Raw genomic sequence first — 22082 nt, 5'->3', positions numbered from 1 at the left:
ATGAATCTTTTCATTTTTTTATTTAATGCAACTGTTTTTCTTTCAAAGAATGGTCTGTTAATGCTGAATCATCTAAAGATGTTGCTTTTTCGGTAACTGTTTCGTGGATAGCTTGTGTATTATGACGGACTAACACAAAATTAACCATGACCAGTAATGAAGTTGAGAGGAATACACCTCGATAACCAAAAGCACTCGAAACGCTTGAACCAATCATTGGACCAATCACATTCCCTGTTGCTTGAAAGGATTGATTGTAACTAAAAATTCTACCTGCAGCATGATGTGGTGAATATTTAGTAATCAATGCTTGAACTGCCGGAAGAAGACACGCATCTGAGATCCCAACTAAAAAACGTAAACCAGCAAGCTGCCAAACATTGGTGACAAATGCCATTGGGATATAAACTAAAACAGCAAAACCTAAACCAATTGCTAAAATTCGTTCACTACCGATTCGATCACCAAGCCTTCCAAATCGGGGTGCAGCAATCAAAGTTGCTACCCCAGGAATGGATGCGATGATTCCACTAACTAAGGTCACATTTCCGTGTCCATTCAATAACTGGCGGATATATAAACTAATGATTGGGCTAATTGAATTATTAGATGCTTGGATGATCATCGTTGTGATGAACATTCCTAAAACAACCTGAGGATACTTAAGCTCTCGAAAGATTTGTTTGGCAGAGACCATGTTTTCTTTTTTAACAGGCACAAATTCTTCATGAACAAAAAATAAACTAAGTAGAAAAACTAAAAATAAAATGATTCCAGTAATAAAAAATGTTGGGCGATAACCAAATGTTGAAGCAGAAATCCCACCTAACAGTGGACCAAGCAATGTTCCAGTAACTGATCCAGTTGCCAGTGTTCCGAGAACTTGACCACTTTTTTCTTTAGGCGTCCCTGTCGCAACGAGCGCTGTGGCGTTACTGATATAGCCTGAAAAAATACCTTGTAAGAGACGTAAGCCGACAAGTTGATAAACATTGCTGACACAACCCATCAGTGCAATCACGACCGCCATGCCAAGAGAAGCACGTAGCAGCATCAATTTTCGTCCTTTTTGATCGGCAAGTTTTCCCCACCATGGGGAGATGATTGTCGTTACCAAAAAAGTAGAAGAAAAGGTCAAGCCACTCCAAAAATTCAACTGAGCGGTACTGTAATGACCTAACGTGTCTATGTAAAGTGACATAAATGGCATGACCAGACTAAACCCAATACCAGCCATAAAAGTACCAAACCATAAAACAAGTAGATTACGTTCCCAAACTTCTCTTTTTCTAAATAATTTTCTTTTTATTTGTGTAGTCAAACAAAATCCTTCTTTCTGAAAATTTTCATCTACAGTCGATTATTATAAACTACAGACTGTAGTTTATCAACAAAACTCCCTTTTTTATCCTAGATTTTCATGTTAAACTATGAATGTTAAGGATTTTTTTACTTATGAGGAGATTAAAGAAATGAAAAAGAGAAATCTGTCTCAAGAAAAAATCATCGACTGTTTTCGTGAGTTAGCAGAAGAAATGGATGTGCAACAACTTACTTTTCAACATTTAGCAAAACGTTTAGACATCAAATCGCCCTCACTCTATAATTATTTTAAAAATATTCGTGAGGTGAAAACGGCGTTGACGGCGCAGCTATTACGTGAACTAAATGACCAATTATTACGAGCTTTAGTTGGAAAAAGTGGTGCTGAAGCACTCCGAATATATGCAAAAACGTATCAAGAATTTGCTTTTGCCAATCGTGCAGTCTATGAATTATTGATTAGTATTCCTCACACAAATGAAGAAATTTTACTTGATGGAATTCATGAAACGAATCAAATTATCTTGCAGATTTTTGAAGTGTTCGAATTAACAAATGAAGAAAAAGTTCATCGCAGCCGTGAGCTAAGAAGTCTGATCCATGGTTATTTATCTTTACGTTTTTTAGGCTATTTTACGCGTGAACCACAAGTGGATCCAGAAGAAAGCTACCGCTGGATGATTGAAGATTTTATTGCGACATTGTCATCTAAAAAAGGTTTGGATAAATGAAAATAAAATTAGCTAGATTTTCGTAAGAGTGATTTCTTGCAACTTTCTTGAAAAGTGACTAAGATGTAGCTATTGTGAAACGAGCAGAACAAAATGCTTACATTTAAGTTGAAGAGAGGTAACGCAAATATGTATCAAGTAATAACCATGTTTGGTGATAATGAGCCATGGTGGTTTTTCGAAAATTGGGAAGAAGATATTCAAGATGAGAAGATCTTCGATTCTTTTGAAGAAGCCAAAGCTGAGTATGAAAAACAATGGATCGCAATCCATCAAAAATATGAATATATCAATGCGAAGAGCAACTTTCTAAGTGCCTTTTGGAATGAAGGAGAAGAGCGCTGGTGTGAAGAATGTGATGATGATCTCCAACAATATAAAGGGTTAGCTTTATTAAAAGAGAATCAACCACTCAGCGTAGAAAGTGGAAAGGAATTTTATGAAACAACTAATTCTAGCGGAAAAACCAAGCGTTGCCAAAGACCTAAGCAAGGTGCTTGGAGCTAATCAAAAACATAAAAACTACTACGAAGGACCCAAGGTGATCGTGACTTGGGCCCTTGGTCATTTATTGAGTTTGAAAATGCCAGAAGACTTAAACAAAGAATGGCAGAGTTGGCAGATGGAAACATTGCCAATGATTCCTAAAAATCTAGGAATCAAACCCCTACCAAAAACTGGGCATCAATTAAAGGCAATTAAGCAATTAGCAACCCGAAAAGATGTGGGGGAAGTTGTCATTGCGACCGATGCTGGAAGAGAAGGCGAGTTAGTTGCTCGCTGGATTTTAGAATATGTACATTTTAATAAACCAGTGAAACGTTTATGGATTTCTTCTCAAACAGACAAAGCAATCAAAGATGGGTTTAAACACCTCAAGCCAGCCAAAGAATACGATGCACTCTATGCTTCTGCTTTGGCAAGAGCAAAAGCAGACTGGTTAGTTGGATTAAATGTGACACGTGCATTGACAGTTAAATATCAAGATAATTTATCTGCGGGTCGGGTGCAGACACCAACTTTAGCTTTAGTACGTGATCAAGAAAAGAAAATCGAACAATTTCGACCACAAACTTATTTTACGATTCATTTAGCTGTGGCCAACGAACAAGCGAAAATGGTTCAAAAGAATCAATTTGCATTGAAAAAAATAGAAGAAGCACAAGCACTGGTGAAAACATTAAGTCAGTCGAATGGAACGGTAACAGAGATTCAAGAGAAGTTAAAAACCGAGCCTGCCCCGCTTCCTTATGATTTGACAGAAATCCAACGTGAAGCCAACCAACGATATGGTTATTCAGCAAAAAAAACATTAAGTTTAGTTCAAAGTTTGTATGAAACACACAAAATCGTGACTTATCCACGTACAGATAGTAAGTATTTGACAAATGATATGAAAAGTACGATGAAAGAACGTTTACAAGCTGTTAGTGATTTTGCACCAGAAGTAAAACTTTACTTGAAAAATGGCGCAGTAGTGAAACAAACAAAAGTATTTCAAGATAACAAAGTAACAGATCACCATGCGTTGTTACCAACGGAAAACCGTCCACGTTATGAAAAATTGAGTAACGAAGAACAGAAAATTTATCAAATGATCGTCACACGTTTTCTAATGTTATTTGCGGAACCATATAAAGTGAGCCAGACAAAAATTATCGTAAGTTTTGGAACAGAAATCTTTGTTTTTCGTCAAAATCGAGTAGTTCAAGCTGGTTGGAAACAATCAACTGAAGAAGCAGTGAACGAAGTTGAGTGGAAAAAAGGACAGCGCATTGCACCAAACTTTACAGTTAAAAAAGAACTGTCAGCACCACCAAAACCATTGACTGAAGCAAGTTTACTTGGATTTATGGAGAAATACAGCTTGGGTACACCAGCGACTCGCGCAGAAATTATTGAGAAATTGATCAAATCAGAATTGATGGAACGTACACCAGTGGGATTACAAGTTTCGCCAAAAGGCAAGCAATTACTTGAATTAGTCAATCCTTCATTAGTTACACCGGAATTGACTGAAAGTTGGGAAAAAGATTTAGAAGCCATTGCTGCTGGAAAAAAACAGTCCAATCAATTTCTTCAAGGAATTGAAAAAGAAACGAAACGTTTAGTGCAAGAAATCAAAACAAGCAAGCAATCTTATCAAGATTTTTCAATTACGCAAAAGAAATGCCCTGAATGTGGATCAAATTTACGAGAAAAAAATACACGTGATGGTAAAATCTATGTATGCACGAATGTGGACTGTAGTTACCGTCGACGAAAAGATCCTAAGGTGTCTAACCATCGCTGTCCACAATGTCATCGGAAAATGGAAATCATTGAAGGAAAAAATGGTGCTTATTTCCGTTGTAAATATGATGGAACGACAGAAAAAATGTTAGGAAAAAAAGAGCAAAAGAAAAAGATGACAAAGCACGAGGAACGTCGTCTGATGAAGAAATATTCGCAGGCGGAAGAGCCAGAAGAAAGTCCATTAGCAGCTGCTTTAAGAGCTGCGATGAAAGAGTAGTAAAAGGGTGTGCGAGAAGTGCTTAGCGCCAATAAACAAGAATGAATTCCCAGAAATTGCTTCCCAAATTTTTGAGTAATTTAGTTTTATTTTGAAGGAGTTACTTCTTGAACACCGAGGAAAAAGGTTGTAGTGCAAAAGGTTAGCTTCGAACAAGTAAGAATGCTTTTTCTAAAAAATCATTTAAACAACTGAAGAACAAAAAAAACGAAAAAGCCACGCAATTTTCTGCACGAGAGATTGCGTGGCTTTTTTTATGGAAGTTTCTGTCATGTGATAGCAGGTTATTTAGGATCGAGACAGAAAAGTTAAATCAGACTATTTACTTAATTTCAAATTTCTATAAATTTTCAAAAATTGGCGGATGATTTAAATACTTCAAAATTTTCTGGAAATCCACAAAGTCAATGATTAGTGTCGTTGTGTTCACATTTGGATGAAAACCAACGGTGTTTTTTTGGTCGATTTCTGCATCAATCACTACTTGAATCTGATTTTCGGTATCATGCATGAGCGCTAAAGGAGTGAGTGTGCCGGCAGGAACCCCTAATAATTGATTCATTTGTTCTTCCGATAAAAAAGAAAGTCGTTTTTCAGATAATTCCTCGGCTAATTTTTTTAAATCAGCCTGTTTTTCATCAGGCAAGATAACAAGATAAATTTGCTTGCCTTTTTTTGATTTCAGTAATAGATTCTTGACTTGAGGACCAGGCAAATCAAATGTTAAATTTTTGACAGAGGTAATTGCTGGATGGTCAACTTTTTGATAAGAAATTTCGAGATGAGAAAGTAAATCATATGCTTCTTGTTCAGTTGCTTGGGGCATGGTTTATTCGACCTCCTTCATTTCTTTTTATTTTAACAGGTAAAAAAAATTTGACAAATGAAAATAAATCCTGTAAATTACACGTAAGTAAATGAAATGACATCGAAAAGAAGAGTAGCCATTAGCAGTTTTTAGAGAGTCTCTGGTTGGTGCGAAGAGATAGCGACTAATTGTGAAACACATCTTGGAGTCGGTTTTCTGAAATCGAGAAGTAGGAAAACCCGGGTAGCCCGTTATAGCTGCGGTCATTGTTTGATGACCAGATGAGGTTGGCTGACTGTGAAGCGCTGACAAAAAAAGGTGGAACCACGATTATTCGTCCTTTGGTCATAATGACCAAAGGCTTTTTTTTTCACTATTTTCTGCGAACATGACCGCTGGAGGTTTTTTCTGCAAGGAAAAAGCAAACAGAGGTGGAATCACGTGTGAACGTCCTCTTGGCATTAAGCCAAGAGGACTTTTTTATTTAAAGGAGGAAAAACAATGAAAGATTTAATTGAAGTTATGCCGCAATTATTAGTGGGCGCACTGACAACCTTGAAATTATTTTGTTTAACATTGGTCGGTTCGCTACCACTCGGATTGATTTTAGCGTTAGGGTTATCACTCAACTTTAAGCCAGTTCGTTATCTTCTTCAAACTTATGTCTGGGTTATGCGAGGAACACCTTTACTTTTACAATTGATTTTTGTATTTTATGGATTACCGACGATTGGAATTGTTTTTGATCGTTTTGAGGCAGCTTTACTCGCTTTCGTATTGAATTACGCGGCGTACTTTGCCGAAATCTTTCGCGGTGGGATCCAATCTATTCCGCAAGGCCAGTATGAAGCAGCACAAGTTTTACAGTTTAGTCCTTTTCAAACAGTAACGAAAATCGTTATTCCACAGGTAATAAAAATTGTTCTTCCTTCAGTAGGAAATGAAATTATCAACTTGGTGAAAGATTCTTCGTTAGTTTATATTCTAGGTTTGGGAGACGTTATGCGTGCAGGGAAGATTGCTATGGAACGTGATGCTAGTTTATTCCCATTACTTGGTGTAGCAGGAATTTATCTTGCGCTAACTGGAATCTTGACTTTGGTGATGAAACAAGTGGAAGAGAAGTTGAACTATTATCGCTAGGAGGAAAAAAGATGATCGAGTTAAAAAAAGTAAGTAAAACATTTGGTAAAAAGCAAGTAATCAAAGAGTTAGATTTAGTCATTCCTGATGGTAAGACACTCGCTATCGTTGGTCCTTCAGGTGGTGGGAAGACAACGCTTCTTCGCGTATTAGCTGGTCTTGAAAAAGCAGATAGTGGTGAGTTTTATTTAGATCACGAACCATTTAACCCAGCAGAACTAAAAAATCGAGAGCAAGTAGTGGGGGTGGTGTTTCAAGACTTTCAATTATTTCCACACTTAAGTATTTTTGATAACATCACTTTAGCACCTAAGAATGTATTAAAGCAGTCGAAAGAAGTGTATACCAAAAAGGCAAAAGAGCTGGCAAAATCTTTAGGTATCAGTGATTTATTAGATAGTTATCCTTTCCAATTATCAGGTGGACAAAAACAACGTGTGGCAATTGCCCGTGCGTTAGCTATGAATCCAAGAGTTTTGGCTTACGATGAACCAACTAGTGCACTTGATCCCGAGTTGCGTCAACAAGTTGAAAAACTGATTGTATCTTTGAAAGAAGAAGGCGTGACTCAAATTATCGTGACCCATGATTTAGTTTTTGCAGAAAATGTGAGTGATCAGTTATTAAAGGTAACACCAAACCAGTAAAAGAAAGGGAGAAAAAATAGATGAAAAAAATTACTCGGGCATTATTTTTAGTTCTTTTTATTTTACTCGGACTTTCTGGTTGTGGAAGAAAGCCAACAGAAGATAGTTGGACAACGATTGATCGAGAAAAAGAAATCACAATCGGTTTAGATGATACGTTTGTCCCTATGGGGTTTCGTGATAAAGAGGGTAAGTTAACTGGTTTTGATATTGAGTTAGCTAAAGCTGTATTCAAAGAATATGGCATCAAAGTCAACTTTCAGCCGATTGACTGGTCAATGAAGGAATTTGAGTTGACCAATGGAACGATTGATCTGATTTGGAATGGCTATTCGAAAACCCCAGCACGTGAAAAAAAAGTGCAGTTCACGCAGCCATACATGGAAAATACGCAAGTCTTGATAACCCCTAAAAGTTTTGAAATCGCAAGCTTTGCAGATATGAAGGGGAAAATCTTAGGTGCTCAGAATGGTTCATCAGGTTATGATGTCTTTACGAAACAACCAGAAGTTTTAAAAGATTATGTAAAAGACCAGGAAGCTGTGCTATATGATAGCTTTAATGAAGCATTGATTGATTTAAGAAGCGGTCGAATTGATGGGCTATTGATGGATCGCGTGTATGCAAATTATTATTTGAAACAAAAAAATCAATTGCAAGACTATCACATTTTAACTGGGAATTATGCAAGTGAGGACTTTGCTGTAGGTGCAAGAAAGGCAGATCGGACATTAGTGACCAAAATAAATCAGGCTTTTGACCAGTTGGAAGCGTCAGGTGAATTTCAAAAACTGTCGAAGCGATGGTTTGGGGAAGATGTGACGCCAAAATGACTAAATGAAGGATAGCTTAAGAAATCAGGAAGGTGGGTTTCTTAAGCTATTTTTATATTTAAGTAAATAAAAGAAAGACAAGTTTTCACTATATAAAGTGACTAGAATATATTCACCTAGGAAGATGTGATAGATACATGCCTGTTTGAGTCACTTATGTCTTTTTTTATAAATATAAAAAAGAATGTTATCATAAATGAAACATATCTTTTACGGAGGAACGGTTTAATGAAAAAGAGTGTAGGGTATTTCGCATGTGTGACATTATTGTCGACAATGATGCTAGCAACGACAAGTGTTTTTGCTGAAGAAACAATTGATACGACAATGAATACAGGAACAGATGAGCAGACGGTAATGTCTACTTATGTGGAGGAACAGGCGACAAGTAGTACAGTTACAGAGAATGACCCACTGGATGAAGAATTGCAGACAACCATTGTCAATGGAGAACAAGTAACTGTTGAACCACCAGTCAAAGAAGGTCAATCTGAGGCGGAGAAAACGGAGGCACCCAAAGAAGAGCTGCAAGAAGGTGGACCAAGTCTTTATGCACGTAGTTCAGTTAAAACATTTCCAATGTATCGTTTGTTCAATCCCTATAGTGGTGAGCATTTCTACACAAGAGATACTGGTGAGCGTGATAAACTGAGAAAAATTGGTTGGAATTATGAAGGAATTGGTTGGCAAGCGCCAACAACGGGTGCACCTGTCTATCGTTTGTATAACCGTTACAACGGGGAACATTTTTACACGTTAAATGCAAAAGAACGCGATAATATCACGAAGTATGGTTGGAAATATGAAGGCATTGGCTGGTATTCTTACACAGGTGCAAATGGGATTCCTGTTAGTCGTCTGTATAGTAAACGAGTCAATTGGCATCACTACACGCTAGACGAAAATGAGAAAAATGTGATTAGCAAACAAGGTTGGGCATATGAAGGTGTAGGCTGGTACGCGGTAGGAAATGGCCAACCAACGAATGATGACTATAAGCTTCTTGGTGTAAAAAATTACAACCAATATGCTTTAGGCGCACCCAGTGGTTGTGAAGGTGCTTCACTACTGCAAGCTTTACAATACAAAGGGAAAATCACTAACTGGGGGTTAACTCAATTTTTAAATACGATTCCTAAATCCACAAATGGAAATCCAAATACAGGTTTTGTTGGTAGCCCCTTTGTGGAAAATTCTTGGACCTATTCCGCAATCTATCCTGCACCATTAACAACTTGGGGACAAAAGTATGGTAATGTACAAAATATTTCTGGAAGTTCGATGAATACTCTTTTAAATGAAGTGAAAATCGGTAACCCAGTAGTTGCTTGGGTAACAATCAATTTTCAACCAATTCGCTGGGGAAATTGGAACTTTGGTCTAGCTGCCAATAATAATCATGCAGTAACTCTCGACGGATACAATAAAGGCAGTAATCAAGTTCATGTTTCTGATCCAATCAGTGGTTCATATTGGTTAAACCGAACAACATTTGAGAATATTTACAATGCAAGAAAATACGCGGTAGTTGTAAGATAAAAGTCCAGAAAAGATTAGTTTTTTCTGGACTTTGAGAACAAATTCATTCAGGAGTAGATTCCAACTAAAAATAGTTCGCGGAGTTTATGTGGCAAATGGATATAAATTTGATGAACTTCCCTTCTGATTGTCAAACAACGTGTCCTAATGAAGATGAAAAGAGGAAAGTGTCACTATGTCCTCTTAGACATATCGTTAAAGACGACGATAAATTGGAAGTATCGAAACGACTGCTGTGAAAATTTCTTCTTAAAGTAGACGCGTATTTCTTTTTAAGAATATTCACAATCAGATAAATCAAAGCAAGGGAAAACATACTAAAAATGAGAAGAGTTTGAATTATCGCGTACATGGATAAATGGTATTATCTTTCATCAGATTTCAGAAGTGCGAGCATAATCACTACTTAAATTTCAATTAGATAGACCACCCTTTGCTGTCAAAAGTAATAATATATATAGATGACCTCTAAAGAGAACACTTTAGAGGTTTTTTCGTATAGTTAATGATGACTAGCAGACTCCTACTTTAGGATACGTTGAAGAGCATTCTAAAACTTTTTGAGTAGCTAATCAATAAGTCCCTCCACTGAGTTGAGTCTATTCAAGCAGCGTGAAAGTCTTTGCGATAATAGAAGTAACAGCCAATACCAATGCAAAAAGCGATGAATTCAGTTACTGTAGAAGCCCAAACAAGCCCATGCAAACCAAAGTTGGCATTCATATAAAGGATGATTGGAATAATCAATAAACTTTGGATGATGGAAATAATAATTGTAGGTAGACCTTTACCAGTACCTTGGAACAAACCTAAAATCAATCCTGTAAATCCATTAAAAACTGTGGTTACAAGTGATGCTATCAAAATATATTCTCCTACTTTGATTAGACTTGGACTGTCCGTGAACAATCCCAAAATCGGATAACGGAGAAGATAAGTCAAGGATACAAATACGAAGACAATCAAGGCAATAAACGCACAAGCTGTTTTGAAACTAGCATTTAAACGTTTTTTGTTTTTACTTGAATAGTTGTAAGCAAATAAAGGAATCACTCCAAAGAAAATCCCCATTACCAAAAATTGTGGAACTTGAACTAAGCGCGTCGCAATTCCAAAGCCAGCCACAATATCATCACCATAATGGACAGCATACACATTTAATAATAATGTTGAAATAATCATAAAACCAGAATTCATTAATTCAGAAACTCCGATTTTCAATACTTCGATTTGATCTTTTACAGATAAAAAAATGTGTCTAGCAAAACCCTTTAAGTGGTCGCTTTTGTTAGATAAATAATAAAGATAATAAAGCATCGAAGCCAGATTAGCCACCGCGATCGCCAAAGCAGCCCCAATTACATGAAAATGCAAAACTAAAATCAATAGCGGATCAAAAATCAGATTCACTACAACATTGATAATCATGCCATACATTGATTCTTTCGCAGCCCCTTCTGAACGTATGATTTGTTCTAAGGTGAAATTGATCGTTGTAGTAAAACCGGTGATTAAAAGTGTCACGACATATTGCATCGCATAATTGTACATTGGCATATCAACACCTAATAATTTTAATAAAGGATTGATTGCGACTACTCCGATTACACCTAATAAAAGTGCTACGATCAAACTCATATAAAAGCCATAACCAGCCACTTTCTTTGCTTTTTCTGTGTTTTTAACAGCAATCAAGCGAGTAATGTATGTACTCGTGCCTACCCCAAACATATTCCCAATGGCCATCAATGCGATAAACACAGGCATTCCGATTGTAATCGCTGATATCATCTGCGTATTGTGAAGCAAACCAATAAAGTAAGCATTTATTACACTGTAGATTGCACCGACCGAAGTTCCAATCATCATAGGGACCGATAAACTTAATACTGCCTTTTTTATCGGAGCATCTTTTAACAAGTATTCATTTGAATTTTCCATCATTTGTTCCATTTAAAAAACCTCTTTTCAATATAAATCTAACACTGTTAGTTAAACTAACGGTGTTAGATTATCACTTCTTAATAAAAAATGCAAGAACAAACTAACACTGGTAGATTTTCTGATATAATGAATACGAGGAGTGTGAAGGTATTTTGAGAAATAAAATGAATGAAGACGAAATCTTAGGTGCAGCGTGGAAATTATTGGCAACGGAAGGACTCAATAATTTTAGTATGCGAAAGTTATCCCAATTATTGAATATCAAAGCGCCTTCTTTGTATTGGTATGTAAAAAGCAAAGAGCAAATTTTTGATAAACTCGCTTCACAAGTTATAAGAGAAGTGTTAGACGAAGTCAAAATAGCAGATCAATGGCAACAGCAATTAATCTTTTACGGTGAGCTACTTTTTCAGAAATTACGGAAATATCCTTATTCTGCTTACTTACTTTTACGGACTACTCCGAATAATCCAGAGCTATTGAGATTAAACAATGAATTATTAAAAATCATCGATAGTCAACCATTAACATATAGTCAAAAATTTACTAGTATCAATGCATTTATGAATTACATCATTTCTTTTGAAATTGATTATCTTGCTCAAAAGGAAAATCAAAACAAAAGGGTCGAAGGTGAAGAACAATCGTTGTTTGGAATGGCATCTGATGAACCAATTTTTCAAATTTTGCAAGGCAATGTCTTAGATACATTAGGAAGTAAAGAAGCGTTTGAGTGGGGGTTGACGATTTTTGTGGAAGGCCTAGGAGAGTTGATAAAAAAGATAAAATAGACAAAAACCAATATTGGAAAAGAGCAAATGACAACTGAAACATTACCTGAAAGTAACTACCTTACTCAAGAATTAAGGTGCGTATTGTGATTTAGGTACATTTTAATAAAAATCAAGTAGTTAGTGAGAGTGTAAACTATCACTTTTCTTTTCAAATGAGCTATTTTCTAAAAAGAACGTCCACTATTTTCTCTTTATAGAGAATAGTGGACGTTCTTTTTTATTAGTTAATCGGTTAAAAAATATACCACTGTCTTGTTCCAAAAGGGGATTAATGTATTAGCTATGTGTTAAGAAATATATATTTAAAATAATTTTTTAGATAAACTGCTAAATTAAAGCGTAATTTTTTACTTACTTCACAAGTATGGATCGATCAGTGTAGAATATTAGTGAAGATAGGGGATTAATATAATACTTTTTAAATACTATTAAGAAGGGGGAGCCATGGAATATAAAATCGAAGTTACTTCCGCAATCCAGAAGATGTTTCCAGAACATCAATCTAAAAGTTATCAGGAATTGATTATGTATAAAGTGAATGAGCATTTGACACACGATTTTTATCGAATCAAGTCTGTTCGTTTGTCTGTTAAACAACCTGTTTATGAAATGAAAATCCATTTGGGAAAGGAATATTTTCGAATTGCTTTTAGAATAGATGATAAGAGGGTGCAGGTTTTTTATATTAGTCGAACGTTACAAAAAGAAGTATTTGATAAAGAAGTAAACAAATTAGTCATTCGTTTTAGTAAGGATCTTTGGTTATCAAGTCAATGAAGGAATGAATAGGATAAAATGACCATGATTTATAAAAAAAAGTTAAAACAATTTTTGAAAAGAACGTTTAAGTCAAAGAACTATTTTGCTTTAAAAATACTAACGTTTAAAAAGGATCGTTATTTGCTTATCATTTATAATCAAGAAGGATACAGCATATGCGAAGAAGGCTTTGAAAAGAGTCATTATCAGTTTGAATCGTCAGAAGAGGCAATGAAAAAAGTGATGGAGAAGGCAAATATTGAATTTAAACGTAGTCATAGACTTTATACGCAATTCAGAAAAGAATAAAAACTATGATAGTTAGAGGTGATCATCAAATATAAATAAAGTAAATTTAATTATAAATAAAAACAATGATAAGTTGTAATTTAATAGGTTATAATAATAATTGTTAAAGCTAATATTTTGTGTATCCAGGGCACAATGACAGTGGTATTAGTTTTAATAGCCTTTTCGTTTGGGTTATCTTTTTAAGCTACCATTTTATGGTAGCTTTTTTTATTTTAGTTTAGCTCATTAGTATTCTGATTGGTATTTATACATAAATAGATTTAGGATAACCAATGAGAAATTCCATTAATCCGTTTCACTAGAAAAATAAAATTTTTATCTACTAGTTATTACAAAGTAGTTGACACCTATGCTATTCGGTATTATTATGTAGCAGTACTAAGTATTACTAAGTATATGTGTAAATGATTTTTGAGAGGATGAAGGAATTGAAAGGAATGACTGAATTACTCAAAGGGGTACTTGAAGGAGTAGTTCTTCAAGTAATCAAAAACAGCCAAGAAACATATGGATATGAGATTACAAATACTCTGATTAAACTAGGATTTCAAGATATCGTTGAAGGAACTGTTTATACAGTTTTACTTCGATTAGAAAAAAAAGAATTAGTTATTGTCGAAAAGCGAAAATCAGAATTGGGACCAGCAAGGAAATTTTATCGTCTGAATCCTTCTGGTGAAACTTATTTAGCAGAATTTTGGGATAAGTGGGCATTTCTTAGTAATCAGCTAGCTAAAATCAAACATTAGCTAATTGGGTCAGAAAGAAGGAACAATAATGGAATCAATAGTTATTGATAGAATAACTAAATCTTTTGGGAATCACAAAGTTTTAAAAGGGATTAGTTTAACTATCAAACAAGGAGAGATTTTTGTTTTATTAGGGGAAATGGCGCAGGTAAATCAACGTTGGACAACATTATCCAAAGCTAGCTCTGGTACTGCTAAAATTCTAGGAATAGCTGTTCAAAATGAAGCTGCTGAAGTCCGGGAGAAAATCAACCAATGACCTCAATTATTGAAACGGCAAAGAGTCTTCTTGATGGGACATTCTCATTTGGATCAACTAATAGCGTGCTCACAATAGTCTGGTTAGCTACATTAGTATTGGTCTTTTCATTCCTGTCATTAAAACGCTATAAACAAATTTTTGTGAATATATGACTATATAAGGAGGATATATGTGATGAATCTTTATGACAAGGTTACTGGTAATGATATGAATAAACTACAAAAAGAATACCAATTACGTATTGAAAAATTGCCTACTGAGTATCAAAATACTTGGCGAACATTGAATCAAGAAATATGGAAATTCAGCGATTTTACAGGACGTAATCTTTATCCGATATTAGAAGGAATTGTTGGTCTTTTCGAAGAAAGTGCTGCAGAAGGGTTATCAATCGAAGCGGTCACTGGCGATCGTATTGAAAATTTCATTTCGGAAATCGCTCATATAGAAGGGGCAAAGACTTATCGAGATAAGCTACGTGATCAGCTAAACAAAAACGTCAAAAAGAAAGTAGGACGGTGAAAACTATCATGGGATTTAAAGAAACTTTTGAAGAAAAAAAAGACTGGCGTGATCTACAAAAACGTGCGGGAAAATTGCCCAAAGAGTATTTGATCGTATACAAAGAAATCCAAAAATATCTGATGAAGGTTGATCCAATTAATTTATCTGAGGACTTTACCCCATTAAATGAGCTACTCGATCTCTTTGAAGAGAGTGCGAATAAAGAGAAAGATGTTCTTCAAGTTACAGGTGAAGATGTAGGAGCTTTTGCTGACAGCTTGATTCCTGATTCCAATACTTTTAGTGACTTACTCCAACAACAAATGGACACACAGGTTAGCAAGAAGATGGACAAATGGCTGGATAAATTTTAAACAATATTCCAACCATGATTCGATTACTTTGAATTGAGAAAAGTAAACACTGCAGTTTTTCGAATAGGTTATAACGTGGAATAGCTGACATAAAGGAGTAAGCAAGTTCATGTTTCTGATCCAATCAGTGGTTCATATTGGTTAAACCGAACAACGTTTAAGGATATTTACAATGCAAGAAAATATGCAGTAGTTGTAAAATAAGTAAAAGATCAGAGAAAATGGATTTCTCTGATCTTTTTTATAGACTAGTCACCTGATTGAAAATAAAAAAGTTAAAAGTTATAGTAGCTATCAATGACAGCAGAATTATTTTCTGGGTGAAAAACAAAGATTGACTTTGAATGCTTTTTTTCTATTATAAAGAGAAGGGGGGAGTATATGAAAGAAGAACTGTTACATTATTTGAAGAATCAAACGGCATTTCTTAATTTGAATGATCTAAGTGATATTTTTACTGCTTCAAAGTTGGCAGAGATATTTAAAGTGAAACGAAATACAGTCAGTCAATATTTAAATCTTCTGACAGAAACTGGCGAGTTAGTAAAGATCAATTCGCGTCCAGTTTATTATTTTCACAAAGAAGCATTTGAAAAACAGTTTTTTACTTTGCGTACGAATTATTATGAAAGCGCTAAACTTATTTTGTCTGAGCAACCAATGTTTGGTAAAAAACAAGATTTATTTTCTCTTATGATCGGGCACGATAAAAGTTTGAATCCAGTAATTGAACAAATCAAGGCAGCACTTAACTATCCTGATGGTGGATTACCTGTCCTGATCAATGGAGAAAGCGGTACAGGAAAAAGTTATTTGGTGAAATTGATCCATCATTACTGTATCCAAAATGATCTGATAGCAGAAGATGCCCCTTTTGTGACATTGAATTGTGCACAATATGCGAATAATCCTGAACTATTAACTAGTAATCTTTTTGGACACGTAAAAGGTGCCTATACTGGAGCGGACGACGATCGCAAAGGTGCATTTGAATTAGCAAATGGTGGAATTTTATTTTTAGATGAAGTGCATCGCTTGACTGCTGAAGGGCAAGAAAAATTATTTACTTACTTAGATCAGCATCTAATTTATCGAATGGGAGATACAAGTAATCCAATTGATGTTCAAACAAGGTTATTCTTTGCAACCACAGAAGAATTAACGAGTAATTTTTTAAATACATTTATTCGACGAATTCCGATCCAAGTGACCATTCCTTCGCTACAACAGCGAGAAAAGAATGAACGAGTGGCGTTGATTTATTCTTTTTTGATTAATGAACAAACAAAAATCAAACGCGATCTTTTGATTAGTGGCCAAACACTTGAATTACTAGCTAATGGAAAATTTAAAGGAAATATCGGAGAATTAAAAAACATTATTAAAGTCATGGTAGCTAAAGCATTCTCTGACTCTATGAAAGAACAGCCAATCAAATTAACTATTTATCATCTCCCAGAAAGATTATTTTCGCAGCATAATTACAATTTACAAACATCATTTCCAGAAGAGATAGTCATCCATAGCGAATCTAAAGTAGGAAATTTAATGATGCCAAATACGCACGATCAAATAAAAGTGGATGACTTTTTATCAACTATCATTTTAGAATATCAAAAAGCTCATGGGCATTTGACCGATTGCCATTTAAAATTAAAAGAAATAGTTGATCGACTATTTGACTATTTGTTATTCAAAACAGACCGTCAGCAAAAACATGAGACGTTACTATATTTAACGCAATATGTTCGCGAAACTTTTCAACAAATGGAAAATGCGTATCAAATAAAGTTTAATGGAAATAGTGTATACGCAGTTGGTTATTACTTATTTCAACGTGGTGCTAGTCGTTGGATACTTGAGGATAGTCAAATTATGACATTAGTCTATCAATTGGAAGAGCAGCTTTTGGAAGCTTATCCGGCGAGCTATCATTATGTTGAAAGAATTCTTGAATTATGCAAGCCAAAGGTCGATATTGAAGTATCAGTAATGGATCGAATCGTTTTGACTTTATATTTAAAACAAGTAGATTGGACAAAAAAACAGGGAATACCCAAAGCGATTATTGTCGCCCATGGTTACGCGACAGCTAGCAGTATTGCAAACGTTGCGAATCGTTTTTTAGAACATAATATTTTTGAATCATTTGATATGCCTCTAGATGTAACGCCACAGCAAATTGCAGAAGAAATCTTAGTATACAGTGAGAACAATGATATTTCTAATGGATTAGTCATTTTAGTGGATATGGGGAGTCTCAAAGAGATCTATCAGTATTTTCCCAAGCAAATCAATGTACCGATTGTCATTATGAACAACGTGACAACGCCGTTAGCGATTTTAGTAGGTGAAAACATTAAGAACCAACGAACTTTAAATGAAATTGCAAGTGAGTCTGTGGATCAAGTCCATTTCGATTGGGAAATCATCTATCCAGAGGAAAATCGACCAAAAGCCTTGTTAACTACTTGTCAAACAGGCATCGGAACGGCAACTAAGATTAGTCATTTATTAGAAAAAAGTTTACCTAATTCCTGCAAATTAAAAATCTTGCCACAAGAATATCGGATTTTAAATGAAAGAAAAGCAGATGAAATCGTTTTTTCTGTTTATGATGTTCTAGGAATTATTGGTACAGACGATCCAACAATTGAAGGTATAGCCTATTTATCTTTAGAAGAATTGATTTCAGGAGATAAGTATCAGAAACTGAATGAATGGCTAAGTCAAGTGATGACTCCAGAAGAAATGCAAATCTTTAATACAAACGTCATCCGCAACTTTTCATTAGAACGAGTGATTGATTCAGTCACGATTCTTGATACGGATAAAGTAATGAGCGAAATTGATTTATTTATCCGTGACTTGGAATTAGTCAATTTAATCCAGCTATCAAATGCAAAAAAATTAGCTCTATATGTCCATGTGAGTTGTCTGATTGAACGATTGATTCGAAATATTCCAATCGAAACTTATGAAGGATCCTTGGTATTTGATCAGTGTCAAAAAGAACGTTTGAAAAACCTCAAGGAAGCTTTTAGTGTCATTGAACGTGATTATAGTGTCACAATTCCGGATTCTGAAGTCGCGTATATTTTTGATATCATCTATCGAAACACAGACACTTCAATGAAAACAGAAGAATTTTAGAAAAGCAAGCAGTGCGCCACTAAAGTTGGCACGCTGCTTGCTTTTATTAAACTGAAAAGAAATGGAGAGGTGAGAATTATTGAAAAGAAAACTGATTCTGGCATCACATGGGAAATTAGCATCTGGGATAAAATCTTCTTTGGATTTGATTTGTGGAGAAACAGAAGTTGAAATATTGGATTGCTACTTGAGTGAAGAGTTTAATCTGGAAGAGGAAGTAAAAAAAATAATGGAACGCTACCAAGATCATCAGTTAGTAGTTGTGACAGATTTATTTGGTGGAAGTGTGAACAATGAATTTTTAACGTATATCCAAAGAGACAATTTTTATTTAGTTACTGGAATGAATTTACCTTTTTTAATTGAGTTAGTTATGCAATTTCAAATTACAGAATCACTCTCAAACTTAATAAAAGAAACTTTAGAGAAAACGAAACAAACGATTCTGTTTTGCAACGCATTAATCAGTAATGAAGTAGAGGAAGAAGAGTTTTAACTCATTAAGAAAACGGAGGAAAAATAATGATTTTATTAACAAGAGTGGATCATCGTTTGTTACATGGACAAGTGGCTTTTTCTTGGACACAAGGGTTGGGCGCAGATTGTATTTTGATTGCAAATGATGATGTACCAACAAATGAAATTCGGAAGACGACAATCAAATTAGCAAAACCACAAGGAGTAAAATTGGTCATCAAAAATATCGAAGATTCAATTTTGGCATTACAAAGTGGTGTAACAGATAAGTACAAACTTTTTATTGTAGTGGAGTCGATTGCTGATGCTAAGAAATTAGCAGAAGGCTATCCAGAAATAAAAAAAATCAATTTGGGTGGAATCAAAGCAAAAGAAGGAACACGAAGTCTTGGCAAGGCAGTTAATGTTTTACCAGAAGAAGAAAACCTATTAACAGAAATGGTGGATAAAGGGATCGAAGTAGAAATACGACAAGTACCGTCTGATAAAAAAGTTAATGTTACTGAAGTTCTTTAAAAGAAAGGTTGAAGAAAAATGTTCATTCAAGCAATTTTACTCGGACTCGTAGCATTTATTGCTCAGTCGGAATATGCATTGGGTACCTCATTACTGTCACGACCAATTGTGACTGGCCTATTCACTGGTATGGTGTTAGGAGATATAAAGACTGGAATCATTATGGGAGCCACTTTAGAATTAGCATTTATTGGCTCTTTTTCCGTTGGTGCAGCGATTCCACCAGATGTCGTTACTGGCGGTGTGTTGGGAACAGCTTTCGCCATTACTGCTGATGCGGGACCAGAAACAGCTTTGCTATTGGGCTTGCCTATTGCAACCTTGACTTTGATTTTAAAGAATATCTATCTTGGCCTTTTGATTCCGATTATGAACCAAAAAGCAGATAAATATGCCTTAGAAGGAAACTATAAAGGTGTCGAGCGCATGCATTTATCAGCTGGATTTGGTCTATCACTGATGTTAGGTTTAGTGGTCATGATTTCATTTGTGGTGGGGAGTAAAACAATAGGTAATTTGTTAAGTATGATTCCTGAGTTCATTCAGCATGGGTTATCAGTAGCTACAGGATTGATCCCTGCACTTGGATTTGCAATGCTGGCACGTCTTTTAATCAATAAAGAAGTAACACCCTATTTTTTCTTAGGTTTTGCTTTAGCTGCTTATTTAGAAATTCCAGTAACTGGAATTGCAATTTTTGGCGCTATCGTAGCAGTAGTAGTTGTTAATATTATGAATGTACGTGGCAATCAAGAAAACAGTGCCCAAACTTCGACAGGAGAGATAATGGATGATGACTTCTAATGAGAACAATGAATTAAAAATCACTAAAAAAGATTTGAGTAAAGTGTTCTGGCGTTCATTTCAGATGGAATTTTCTTGGAATTATGAACGACAAATGAATCTTGCTTATTGCTATGCAATGATTCCCATTTTGAAAAAACTTTACAAAACTAAGAATGAAATGGCCAATGCTTTAAGTCGTCACTTGGAGTTTTTCAATACGACACCACATATTGTGACCTTGATTTTAGGAATCAATGCGGCGATGGAAGAAGAAAATGCTAATGATCCCAATTTTGATGTTTCGACGATTGATAATATCAAAACCTCGCTTATGGGGCCTTTAGCAGGTATAGGTGATTCTTTCTTTTGGGGAACGCTACGCTTAATTGCTACTGGCGTGGGTACTTCATTAGCAATGCAAGGAAATATATTAGGACCGATTTTATTTATACTCATTTTTAACATACCTCATTTACTATTTCGTTATTTTGCAACATCTTGGGGATATAAATTAGGCACAGGATTCTTAAAGAAAATTCAAGAAAATGGCATGATGGGAAGTTTGACATTAGGTGCCTCAATCATTGGCTTAATGGTAGTGGGTGGAATGACCGCTTCAATGATTGATATCAATATTCCGTTAAAAATCGGAACAGGTGAAAATGCCGTGACTATTCAAAGTATTTTTGACGATATTGTTCCTCAAATTCTATCACTTGGGGCTTTCGGTGTGGTCTTTTACTTACTTAAAAAAGAAGTAAAAGCATTAACAATTTTATTAGGACTAGCTATCTTTGGAATTTTTGGTTCATGGGTCGGCTTTTTCTAGAATGGGGGAAAAAATGGAACCAACGACAATGCTTCACTATATCGATGAGGAACAAAATGCGTTGACTAAAATTTTAGATGATTATGATTTCTCGTCAGATTCCAAATTGAAAAATACGAATACAGTGACGATTTTAGCTACAGGATCATCTTATAATGCCTGTTTATCGGCTAAGTTCGCCATGGAAACAATGGCTGATGTGACGATTGTGATTGAGGAGCCTTATCATTTTACTCATTATGGAAGGCTAGTAAAGGGGATGGACACGATTATTGGCGTTTCCCAAAGTGGCAAGAGTACTTCAACTATTGAAGCTGTAAAAGCTTTGAAAAGTAGCGAAATACAACGGATTATTCTAACGAGTGATTTGAAAAGTCCTATTGCAGAAGTGGCCGACTATGTAATTGATTTGAATATGGGGATTGAAACAGTTGGCTTTGTAACAAAAGGATTTTCAGCGACTGTATTACAACTGATGTTACTTGCAATTAAAATTGGTGTTTCTAAAAGAAAGATTGATACTCATAAACTGGATGAATTGAAAAAAGAATTGTATGAAGTAATCGGTCAGTTCTCAGTAGTAATCGATAAATCTAATACTTTTTTTGAACAGCATGAGAATGTATTAAAACTGGGTGGAAGATTCGTTGCATTGGGGTATGGACCAAATTGGGGAACGGTAAAAGAATTTGAAACGAAGTTCACTGAAACAGTTCGTCGTCCTAGTCAAGGATTTGAGCTAGAGTCATATATGCACGGTCCTTATTTAGAAGCAAATTGGGAACATACGCTGTTTTTTGTCGAAACGCCAAGTTGTAACCAAAGTCGGTCACAGGCATTAGCAAGTTATATGGCTAATTACGTTGGGGAAATTTTTAAAATCACGACAGATAAAAGTTCTAGTAGTGATACTTTAGGATTAAATGTCATGGTTTCAGAGATGTTCTCTCCATTGCTACTAGTTATTCCCTTTCAACTATTAGCTTACCGTATAGCCACAACCAAAGGGATAGATTTAAGTAGAAGAATTTTTGATGACTTTGATTCAGTATTAAAAAGTAAAATAGAGAAAGTTGAGGAGAACTAA

23 protein-coding genes, 1 pseudogene and 1 other annotated feature are annotated in these 22082 nt (G+C 35.2%); of the genes and pseudogenes, 21 read left to right on the top strand and 3 right to left on the bottom strand.

The features are described from left to right. Positions 1-22 precede the first annotated feature (22 nt). Positions 23-1321: a multidrug efflux MFS transporter gene (locus tag AC4BC3_RS10000; protein WP_490466405.1), complete on the bottom strand. Its 1299-nt coding sequence runs from the start codon at positions 1319-1321 to the stop codon at positions 23-25. Positions 1322-1472: 151 nt separating this feature from the next. Between AC4BC3_RS10000 and AC4BC3_RS09995 the strand changes: the two genes are divergently transcribed. The 3 genes from AC4BC3_RS09995 (at position 1473) to AC4BC3_RS09985 (ending at position 4566) form a co-directional block, all read left to right on the top strand. Then, positions 1473-2054 carry a TetR/AcrR family transcriptional regulator gene (locus tag AC4BC3_RS09995; RefSeq protein ID WP_071868838.1) on the top strand — a complete coding sequence of 194 codons (582 nt, stop codon included), beginning with the start codon at positions 1473-1475 and terminating at the stop codon, positions 2052-2054. A 129-nt stretch (positions 2055-2183) separates the two neighbouring features. Next, positions 2184-2561, top strand: coding sequence for a DUF1033 family protein (locus tag AC4BC3_RS09990; RefSeq protein WP_067482663.1), 378 nt, complete (start codon positions 2184-2186; stop codon positions 2559-2561). Then, positions 2494-4566, top strand: a complete 2073-nt coding sequence (locus tag AC4BC3_RS09985) for a DNA topoisomerase III (RefSeq protein WP_490466404.1) — start codon at positions 2494-2496, stop codon at positions 4564-4566. The genes AC4BC3_RS09990 and AC4BC3_RS09985 overlap by 68 nt, the downstream gene beginning before the upstream one ends. Before the next feature lie 340 nt (positions 4567-4906). On the opposite strand, the gene AC4BC3_RS09980 is transcribed toward AC4BC3_RS09985, so the two are convergent. Beyond that, positions 4907-5392 (bottom strand): prolyl-tRNA synthetase associated domain-containing protein, encoded by a 486-nt coding sequence (locus AC4BC3_RS09980; protein ID WP_206907223.1) that lies wholly within the window; start codon positions 5390-5392, stop codon positions 4907-4909. A gap of 93 nt (positions 5393-5485) precedes the next feature. After that, positions 5486-5719: a binding site (T-box leader), on the top strand. A gap of 156 nt (positions 5720-5875) precedes the next feature. Here AC4BC3_RS09980 and AC4BC3_RS09975 point away from each other — a divergent pair. The 4 genes from AC4BC3_RS09975 to AC4BC3_RS09960 all read left to right on the top strand — a co-directional run bounded on the left by AC4BC3_RS09975 (position 5876) and on the right by AC4BC3_RS09960 (position 9536). Then, positions 5876-6517, top strand: coding sequence for an amino acid ABC transporter permease (locus tag AC4BC3_RS09975; RefSeq protein ID WP_206907220.1), 642 nt, complete (start codon positions 5876-5878; stop codon positions 6515-6517). A gap of 11 nt (positions 6518-6528) precedes the next feature. Continuing rightward, positions 6529-7164, top strand: a complete 636-nt coding sequence (locus AC4BC3_RS09970) for an amino acid ABC transporter ATP-binding protein (protein ID WP_206907217.1) — start codon at positions 6529-6531, stop codon at positions 7162-7164. Positions 7165-7184: 20 nt separating this feature from the next. Further along, a complete protein-coding gene (locus tag AC4BC3_RS09965) occupies positions 7185-7997 on the top strand; it encodes a transporter substrate-binding domain-containing protein (protein WP_490466403.1) in 813 nt (270 codons plus the stop codon). A gap of 228 nt (positions 7998-8225) precedes the next feature. Continuing rightward, positions 8226-9536, top strand: a complete 1311-nt coding sequence (locus AC4BC3_RS09960) for a C39 family peptidase (RefSeq protein WP_490466402.1) — start codon at positions 8226-8228, stop codon at positions 9534-9536. A gap of 603 nt (positions 9537-10139) precedes the next feature. On the opposite strand, the gene AC4BC3_RS09955 is transcribed toward AC4BC3_RS09960, so the two are convergent. Beyond that, the gene (locus AC4BC3_RS09955; protein WP_206907213.1) at positions 10140-11489 is read right to left on the bottom strand and encodes an MATE family efflux transporter; all 1350 of its coding nucleotides are present in this window, start codon (positions 11487-11489) and stop codon (positions 10140-10142) included. A gap of 143 nt (positions 11490-11632) precedes the next feature. Between AC4BC3_RS09955 and AC4BC3_RS09950 the strand changes: the two genes are divergently transcribed. The 14 genes and pseudogenes from AC4BC3_RS09950 to AC4BC3_RS09885 all read left to right on the top strand — a co-directional run bounded on the left by AC4BC3_RS09950 (position 11633) and on the right by AC4BC3_RS09885 (position 22082). Continuing rightward, on the top strand, positions 11633-12271 hold the full coding sequence (locus AC4BC3_RS09950; RefSeq protein ID WP_206907211.1) for a TetR/AcrR family transcriptional regulator: 639 nt from the start codon (positions 11633-11635) through the stop codon (positions 12269-12271). Positions 12272-12718: 447 nt separating this feature from the next. After that, complete coding sequence (locus AC4BC3_RS09945; protein ID WP_206910473.1) at positions 12719-13051, top strand: hypothetical protein; 333 nt, start codon at positions 12719-12721, stop codon at positions 13049-13051. Between the two features lie 24 nt (positions 13052-13075). Continuing rightward, positions 13076-13342: a hypothetical protein gene (locus AC4BC3_RS09940; protein ID WP_490466401.1), complete on the top strand. Its 267-nt coding sequence runs from the start codon at positions 13076-13078 to the stop codon at positions 13340-13342. Between the two features lie 431 nt (positions 13343-13773). After that, positions 13774-14094, top strand: coding sequence for a PadR family transcriptional regulator (locus tag AC4BC3_RS09935; protein WP_206910485.1), 321 nt, complete (start codon positions 13774-13776; stop codon positions 14092-14094). Positions 14095-14122: 28 nt separating this feature from the next. Then, positions 14123-14353, top strand: a complete 231-nt coding sequence (locus tag AC4BC3_RS09930) for an ATP-binding cassette domain-containing protein (RefSeq protein ID WP_206910468.1) — start codon at positions 14123-14125, stop codon at positions 14351-14353. 177 nt (positions 14354-14530) lie between these two features. After that, on the top strand, positions 14531-14878 hold the full coding sequence (locus AC4BC3_RS09925; RefSeq protein ID WP_490466400.1) for a DUF1048 domain-containing protein: 348 nt from the start codon (positions 14531-14533) through the stop codon (positions 14876-14878). 8 nt (positions 14879-14886) lie between these two features. Next, entirely contained in the window at positions 14887-15234 is a 348-nt protein-coding gene (locus AC4BC3_RS09920; RefSeq protein WP_490466399.1) for a DUF1048 domain-containing protein, read from the top strand. Between the two features lie 102 nt (positions 15235-15336). Then, positions 15337-15438 (top strand): annotated as a pseudogene (locus AC4BC3_RS09915) (C39 family peptidase); the annotation flags it as partial. Positions 15439-15615: 177 nt separating this feature from the next. Then, positions 15616-18387 carry a sigma-54-dependent transcriptional regulator gene (locus AC4BC3_RS09910; protein WP_490466398.1) on the top strand — a complete coding sequence of 924 codons (2772 nt, stop codon included), beginning with the start codon at positions 15616-15618 and terminating at the stop codon, positions 18385-18387. A 79-nt stretch (positions 18388-18466) separates the two neighbouring features. Next, positions 18467-18883 (top strand): PTS sugar transporter subunit IIA, encoded by a 417-nt coding sequence (locus tag AC4BC3_RS09905; protein ID WP_490466397.1) that lies wholly within the window; start codon positions 18467-18469, stop codon positions 18881-18883. A gap of 26 nt (positions 18884-18909) precedes the next feature. Next, entirely contained in the window at positions 18910-19380 is a 471-nt protein-coding gene (locus AC4BC3_RS09900; RefSeq protein ID WP_206910456.1) for a PTS sugar transporter subunit IIB, read from the top strand. Between the two features lie 18 nt (positions 19381-19398). Beyond that, positions 19399-20184 carry a PTS mannose/fructose/sorbose/N-acetylgalactosamine transporter subunit IIC gene (locus AC4BC3_RS09895; protein WP_490466396.1) on the top strand — a complete coding sequence of 262 codons (786 nt, stop codon included), beginning with the start codon at positions 19399-19401 and terminating at the stop codon, positions 20182-20184. Continuing rightward, entirely contained in the window at positions 20171-20995 is an 825-nt protein-coding gene (locus AC4BC3_RS09890; RefSeq protein ID WP_490466395.1) for a PTS system mannose/fructose/sorbose family transporter subunit IID, read from the top strand. Before AC4BC3_RS09895 ends, AC4BC3_RS09890 begins: the two co-directional genes overlap by 14 nt. Positions 20996-21008: 13 nt before the next feature. Continuing rightward, complete coding sequence (locus AC4BC3_RS09885; RefSeq protein WP_490466394.1) at positions 21009-22082, top strand: SIS domain-containing protein; 1074 nt, start codon at positions 21009-21011, stop codon at positions 22080-22082.

This window comes from Enterococcus sp. AAFC-DPL-6103 (genome assembly GCF_058216595.1).
The sequence above is the reverse complement of the archived record's forward strand: the minus strand, read 5'-3'. Positions and strand labels throughout refer to the sequence as shown.

Excerpts from the sequence above, each read along its gene's own strand:
- AC4BC3_RS09995 (WP_071868838.1), top strand. The coding sequence starts at position 1,473 with ATGAAAAAGAGAAATCTGTCTCAAGAAAAAATCATCGACTGTTTTCGT.
- AC4BC3_RS09990 (WP_067482663.1), top strand. The coding sequence starts at position 2,184 with ATGTATCAAGTAATAACCATGTTTGGTGATAATGAGCCATGGTGGTTT.
- AC4BC3_RS09985 (WP_490466404.1), top strand. The coding sequence starts at position 2,494 with ATGAAACAACTAATTCTAGCGGAAAAACCAAGCGTTGCCAAAGACCTA.
- AC4BC3_RS09980 (WP_206907223.1), bottom strand. The coding sequence starts at position 5,392 with ATGCCCCAAGCAACTGAACAAGAAGCATATGATTTACTTTCTCATCTC.
- AC4BC3_RS09975 (WP_206907220.1), top strand. The coding sequence starts at position 5,876 with ATGAAAGATTTAATTGAAGTTATGCCGCAATTATTAGTGGGCGCACTG.
- AC4BC3_RS09970 (WP_206907217.1), top strand. The coding sequence starts at position 6,529 with ATGATCGAGTTAAAAAAAGTAAGTAAAACATTTGGTAAAAAGCAAGTA.
- AC4BC3_RS09965 (WP_490466403.1), top strand. The coding sequence starts at position 7,185 with ATGAAAAAAATTACTCGGGCATTATTTTTAGTTCTTTTTATTTTACTC.
- AC4BC3_RS09960 (WP_490466402.1), top strand. The coding sequence starts at position 8,226 with ATGAAAAAGAGTGTAGGGTATTTCGCATGTGTGACATTATTGTCGACA.
- AC4BC3_RS09955 (WP_206907213.1), bottom strand. The coding sequence starts at position 11,489 with ATGGAACAAATGATGGAAAATTCAAATGAATACTTGTTAAAAGATGCT.
- AC4BC3_RS09945 (WP_206910473.1), top strand. The coding sequence starts at position 12,719 with ATGGAATATAAAATCGAAGTTACTTCCGCAATCCAGAAGATGTTTCCA.
- AC4BC3_RS09940 (WP_490466401.1), top strand. The coding sequence starts at position 13,076 with ATGATTTATAAAAAAAAGTTAAAACAATTTTTGAAAAGAACGTTTAAG.
- AC4BC3_RS09930 (WP_206910468.1), top strand. The coding sequence starts at position 14,123 with ATGGAATCAATAGTTATTGATAGAATAACTAAATCTTTTGGGAATCAC.
- AC4BC3_RS09925 (WP_490466400.1), top strand. The coding sequence starts at position 14,531 with ATGAATCTTTATGACAAGGTTACTGGTAATGATATGAATAAACTACAA.
- AC4BC3_RS09920 (WP_490466399.1), top strand. The coding sequence starts at position 14,887 with ATGGGATTTAAAGAAACTTTTGAAGAAAAAAAAGACTGGCGTGATCTA.
- AC4BC3_RS09910 (WP_490466398.1), top strand. The coding sequence starts at position 15,616 with ATGAAAGAAGAACTGTTACATTATTTGAAGAATCAAACGGCATTTCTT.
- AC4BC3_RS09900 (WP_206910456.1), top strand. The coding sequence starts at position 18,910 with ATGATTTTATTAACAAGAGTGGATCATCGTTTGTTACATGGACAAGTG.
- AC4BC3_RS09895 (WP_490466396.1), top strand. The coding sequence starts at position 19,399 with ATGTTCATTCAAGCAATTTTACTCGGACTCGTAGCATTTATTGCTCAG.
- AC4BC3_RS09890 (WP_490466395.1), top strand. The coding sequence starts at position 20,171 with ATGATGACTTCTAATGAGAACAATGAATTAAAAATCACTAAAAAAGAT.
- AC4BC3_RS09885 (WP_490466394.1), top strand. The coding sequence starts at position 21,009 with ATGGAACCAACGACAATGCTTCACTATATCGATGAGGAACAAAATGCG.